The organism is Acidovorax sp. LjRoot194 (assembly GCF_964253015.1).
Classification (GTDB): Bacteria; Pseudomonadota; Gammaproteobacteria; order Burkholderiales; family Burkholderiaceae_C; genus Acidovorax.
Genome location: NZ_CAXUQB020000003.1, coordinates 1 through 5394, shown reverse-complemented (window position 1 = coordinate 5394; position 5394 = coordinate 1). Strand labels below are relative to the sequence as shown.

At 59.8% G+C, this 5394-nt stretch carries 6 protein-coding genes; all 6 read left to right on the top strand.

What is annotated here, in order from left to right; genetic code table 11:
• Positions 1-363 (top strand): replication protein C, IncQ-type (gene repC / locus ACSQ3N_RS27340; RefSeq protein WP_436148039.1); only part of this gene is annotated, 363 nt, incomplete at its 5' end.
• 1070 nt (positions 364-1433) lie between these two features.
• Complete coding sequence (locus ACSQ3N_RS27335) at positions 1434-1841, top strand: hypothetical protein (RefSeq protein WP_436148038.1); 408 nt, start codon at positions 1434-1436, stop codon at positions 1839-1841.
• A 326-nt stretch (positions 1842-2167) separates the two neighbouring features.
• Positions 2168-2533 (top strand): plasmid mobilization protein, encoded by a 366-nt coding sequence (locus tag ACSQ3N_RS27330; RefSeq protein WP_436148037.1) that lies wholly within the window; start codon positions 2168-2170, stop codon positions 2531-2533.
• Complete coding sequence (locus tag ACSQ3N_RS27325) at positions 2533-3888, top strand: relaxase/mobilization nuclease domain-containing protein (RefSeq protein WP_436148036.1); 1356 nt, start codon at positions 2533-2535, stop codon at positions 3886-3888. The genes ACSQ3N_RS27330 and ACSQ3N_RS27325 overlap by 1 nt, the downstream gene beginning before the upstream one ends.
• Entirely contained in the window at positions 3872-4810 is a 939-nt protein-coding gene (locus tag ACSQ3N_RS27320) for a helicase RepA family protein (RefSeq protein ID WP_436148035.1), read from the top strand. Before ACSQ3N_RS27325 ends, ACSQ3N_RS27320 begins: the two co-directional genes overlap by 17 nt.
• On the top strand, positions 4807-5394 hold a 588-nt coding region (gene repC, locus ACSQ3N_RS27315; protein ID WP_436148034.1), incomplete at its 3' end, for a replication protein C, IncQ-type. The genes ACSQ3N_RS27320 and repC (ACSQ3N_RS27315), both read left to right, overlap by 4 nt.

Here is a 5394-nt window from a genome sequence, read left to right as displayed (position 1 = left end):
AACAGCGAAGCCTTGGCCGTCGCCATCCACCCGCTGCTTACTCAGGCCATGCGAAGCCAGGGCGATGCGCAGTACGTCCGTTTGACGCTAGACCGCGTGCTGACCCTCAAAACGCAGGTTGGCAAGCTGCTCTACCCCCTTCTATCGACCCGCGTGTTCGAGGGGAAATCGCAGGTTTTCCCCATAAATACACTCGTGAGTTTTATCTACTCCCACGACGCAGCGGCAGGCGATGGCCAAAAGCTACGCGACCAGCGCAAAGGCATCCGCGATGGCTTGGCCGACTTGGCCCAGCTCGACGGCTGGGTCATCACTGCCAAGGGCGACCGCATCACCGTCGCACGGAAAGGTAGCCTGCTCTAAGGCCCAGGACAGGGCCAAAACGGCCCGCCAAGGCCGTCAAGACACCGCCGACAGGGGTTTGCCAGGGTTTGGAGCCTGGTGGCCTCTGTCGGCGTTTGCGTCGGTGACCAACGAAACGGCCCCGAAACACCCCGCCAGGGTATCGGCTGCAAGCCCCCGAACTATCGGCTTTAATCCCCCGAACTATCGGCTTTAATCCCCCGGACTATCGGCTTTAATCCCCCGGCCACTTTTTGAAACCCAGCATCCATGCGGGTTCCCAGAGGGTTTTCGTTCTCTATATCTCTTATATCCCTATAAGAGATATATAGGGGTGTCTTCGACCCCCCTAGTCGGGTCGCCCTACGGGCTCCGAGCACACCCCTACCCTCCTTGCGTCGGCCTTCGGCCTAGCGTCGGTCCGGGGGCGACTCGGCTACGCCGAGGCAACTCCTCCCCCTCCGGGGTCGTCGGGCCAAGAAAAGCCAGCGACCTCGGTCGCGCATCGTTACCCCTCACCAGGCCGCCAGAAGAGGGGTGAACCACCGCCCTGTTTGTTCTCGCTGCCGAGGCAAAACCCCTCCGTCCCGACCGTGGACAACGCTGCGCGTTGCCCACCGCCGTGCCGAGCGGCGGTTTTTCCTCTTGGACAAAGTGCCCCTAGCGTGGACATGCCGCCGGCTCTGCCGGCTTGGACAACCCTGCGGGTTGCCCACATGCCCACACGTCGGCGGCACTTTGCCCACAGCGGGCCGTGCCTACGGCCTGACGCGCTTCGCTTGCCAAGACAGATTTTTCAATTTCAGAAAACCGAAGCCGGACAGCCATGCCTGGCCCAAAATTTCCTTCTGCTCAGCACTGAGCAGGAGCCCGTGCGCGAACGCGCACAGGGGGCGCAGCCCAGGTGGTCGGGAGGCGGCACGCCTCACGCGGAGGAGCCCCCTAGGGGCGGGCCGGAGGCCTCTTCCCGACGAACGGTAGGGCGCCCTGGTTTTTCTTGACAAATAAGGTAACGTGAGTTAATTTATGTTTACACCCGTGAGTTTATAAGCTATACGACTCACGGGCTTTAATCTAAATTGGAGATAAGTATGGACGATATCAACTCACGAGCTAAAACTGAAATTAGCTCGCAAGCCGAAAATATTATCAACTCGCAAGTTGATAATAATAACGACTCGCAAGTCAAAATTAAATCAGACTCGCGAGTCTCCGAGCCGGTGGCCGTGCCAGGCAAACCTGGCCGACCGCGCCTCTACGCTGACAAGGCCGAGGCAATGAAGGCCTATCGGACTCGCGTTAGGAAATTGCAGGCAGAGAGTGCCGATGCGCTCGACAAACTATCGACCGCTGTTCTGTCCGACCTCCTGGCCAAGTCGCTTCGCACCTTGGCTAGTAACGTCGAAACCCCCGAGGTGCCGGTGGCGACCGAAGCCCGCAAACAGGCTGGCCGCATCATCAAGGTGCTGCGCGCCCGGTACACCATCCGCCTGGGATGATGCTATGAACTCGCGAGTCGATTACCTTAGCTCCGCTTATGCTAGCGTAGCGTACGAAATATTGACTTTCGAGTTTTTTCTGTTACTTTGGAATAGCGTAGGAGCGAAAGCCGCTATGCACAGGCTTAGCCTAACCGCCGTCAATATGTTGGCGTTACCTCAATGTTCGGGGGGTTGGGACTATCAGGGACCATATGTGTTGTATTGCTCTTCGAGCCCTACAACACGTCCCCCCATCCCGGCGCTATCGCTTGGATGGGTCCCCCCTGTGCCTTCGGCAACAAGAGCCGCCGCTGGTTAGACCTAACAAAATGGAGATGATGATGATGAACGAGACGATTACAGCGAGCGGTGCCAAACCTACCAAAAAGCTAACGCACAGCAAGGCCACGGCCTTCCGCTTCACCCCCGAGGAGCATGCCCACCTTGGCCAACTGGCCGAGGCCTCTGGCCTCTCGCGTGCCGAGGTGCTTCGCAACCTGGTGCGCTCCACGCCGCTGCCCACCAGGCTACCGGCATTCGACCAGGCCGCCATTGGTCTGCTGGCCCGCGTGGGCAACAACCTGAATCAAATTGCCCGCGCCGTGAACAACGGCGACCGCACGCTGGTGGCCTTTGAGGCCGTGGTGAAAGAGGCCGACCAAGTGCGCGCTGTGGTCAATGAAGCTCTTCAAAAATTGCGGGGGTTTTAATGATTGCCGATGTAAAGAAAAATAGCAGCATTGCCGAGTTGAAGAAATACATCAACTACTGCATTTCCCCAAAGAAGGAAACAGGCAACGAGCCCACCGTCGAAAAAGCACGCCGGAAGGAATTGCGCAAAGCTCTGAGAAAGTCCGACCGTGTTACATCGGAACGGGTGGCCGCTTTCTACTCGGACGAGATGGAGGCACGACCTTCGCAGGTGGATGGCTTCGTGCAGGAGCTGGACGCTTGGACCATCAGCCAGAAGCGCGGACGACCGGCCACCGCTGCCACGCCTCGCGCCCTCATGGGCACCTTCGCATGGGACCCCAGCGACAAAATCACTCCCGAGCGGGCGGTGGAGTTGACTCGCGAGTCATTGATGAAAGAGATGGGCGGCAGCTACCGCCCTGGCCTCTTCGTGTGCCACCAGGACACCGACCACCTACACGTCCACTTTGTGGTCGCCGCCGTGGGTGCCGATGGTTTGGTGTACGACCCGGCAGGCCGTGGCCAACTCTATCGCCGCATGGAAATGGTGATGGAAGGATTGGAAACGACTCACGGGTTCAAACGTGTTCAGCAACGCAAGGCGATGGCGGCCACAGACTACACCCGGGCGGTGGTTATCGCGGCTCCGAAGGGGGTGGACTTGCAGAAAGCCGAACGCACCGGCAAGGCCACGCCGGACATGCTGCTGCGCGCTCGTGTGATGCACGCGTTCGCAAAAAACATGGGCCACATGGACGACTTCCTGCAAGCCCTCGACCGTGCTGGTGTCCGCTGGAAGGCCAACGTTAAAGAGGGCCGCGTGGCTGGTTTGTCGTTTGCGTTGGCCAACGCACCAGCAGACCACGGCGTGGCCGCTGGGAAGCTGGGGAAGGCCTTCGCCTGGGGTGCTCTATCGAAGACGATGAACTACGACTACGCCCTGCATTTCGACATGATGCGAACGCACGGGCGCGAAGGCGCTGAACGGCTCATAGAGCAGGGTGGAAAGGCTCCCGACATGGCAGAGGTGCCACGCCGACGCGAGGAGCCCGCCGTTGTGGTGGAACCCGTTGCACCCACCAAAAAAACACCGCCGACTGAGGAAGACGCGCGACTTATGCAGTTGTTCGTGGATATGGGGATGCCCCTGGAAGAGGTCGAGGCTCTGGCGGAGGACGCGAGCAAAAAGGGGCGAACGCTGGCCCAGCATTTGGAGCGCCAAAACGAAGAGCAGCCCTACGAATACGATTTTGGTCCAGACCCATCCGAGCAGCGCAGCGGCTTGGTGCAGGTGGACCGCACAACGGGCGAATGGGATGAGCCCGGACAGCACAGAAAAACTATGGGAGACGACTATGGCTTTGGGTACTAATCACGAGTGGCGCAGGGGCATCAAATTGCCCGCCGACAACAAGGCCCGGCCAGTGGCTGCGGCCATGCTTGGCCCGCGCCCGGTCATCGACTTTGTGCTGCCTGGTTTGGGTGTCGCAGAGGTCGGCATGCTGGTCGCGCCCGGTGCTGCTGGCAAGTCGTTTTGGGCGCTGCAAGCGGCCATCTCCATCGCCACCGGTATCGACCTTTTGAAGCTGGACGGCATGGGTGGCTACCGCCTGCAACCTGGCCGCGTGTTGTACCTCTCGATGGAGGACAGCGCGGAAGTGGTCAAAGGGCGATTGCACGACATTGCCAACACCTTCCCCACCCTGCAACGCCTCGACGTTTTGCAGGCCATCGACGACAACCTGACCATCATCTCGGGCACCCGTGGAGACTTCGATTTGCTCACGATGGCAAGCGCCGGTATCGACCTCACTGCATGCGCCACAACGCGCCGGTTGCTCATCCTCGACACGCTCTCTATGAGCCACACCGGGGACGAGAACAAGACCAGCGAAATGGCCGCCGTGGTGGGCAACGCGCAGCGCCTGGCACGGTCCACCCGTTGCTCGGTCCTGATGCTCCACCACGCCGCCAAATCGGCCGTTCTGAATGGGCAAATGGACATGCAGCAATCGGCCCGAGGTGCCACCGCTTTGGTGGACAACATCCGGTGCGCTTTCTTCATGCAGTCGATGACCGAAGAAGAGGCCAAGGCCATGGGTGTGTCGGACCGTTTCGCCTATGTGCGCTACGGCTCCACCAAGCTCAACCACGGGTCGCACGTGGCGCCACTTTGGTATCAAAAACAGACCGGCAGCGGCGTGCTGGTGGCAACGGATCTACAGCCGAACACGAAGGCGAAAAAGCAAAAAACATTGGAGCGCCACGGCGCAGGCGGGGAGTTAATACTATGAACACCGAGACGAAAAAAGCGCCGAAGCTGGCCGACCTGTTGAAGAAGTCCAAGGAGCGCATGGACAAGCGCGTGGCCACGTTCAAAGAGGTGAAGCACGACCCCACCACCGCGCAAGCGCCTGGCGTGTTCAGGCCGTTGCCCAGGACACTCATGGAGCATGGCAAACGGCATCAACGATGGGAAACAGAAACGACCTTTGGTAGCACCACGCTGCGCTTCAAAGGCCACTACCTGCTCGATAGCTTCGACTTGACCACCCTCCTTGCTCTCATCGCAATAGCAACGCGCAGTGAGACCACTGTGGACCATGCCCCTGCAACCCCCTTGGGGAAGGGGTTGCGCACGGGTTTGATGACGGACTTCGACAAGCAGCTATCGCTCTTTGAAGATGGCCCACAGGTGCCCAAAGCAGCGGTGGCCAAGTTCACCAAGTACGAAATCACCAAGCTCCTCACCGGCGACACGGGCGGCGGAAAATACGAGCGCGTGATGCAGAGCTTGGAGCGCCTGGCCGCGACAAACGTCTATGTCATCAACGGCGAGTGGGAGTACTACGCGAACATTGTCAGCGGCTGGATGAAG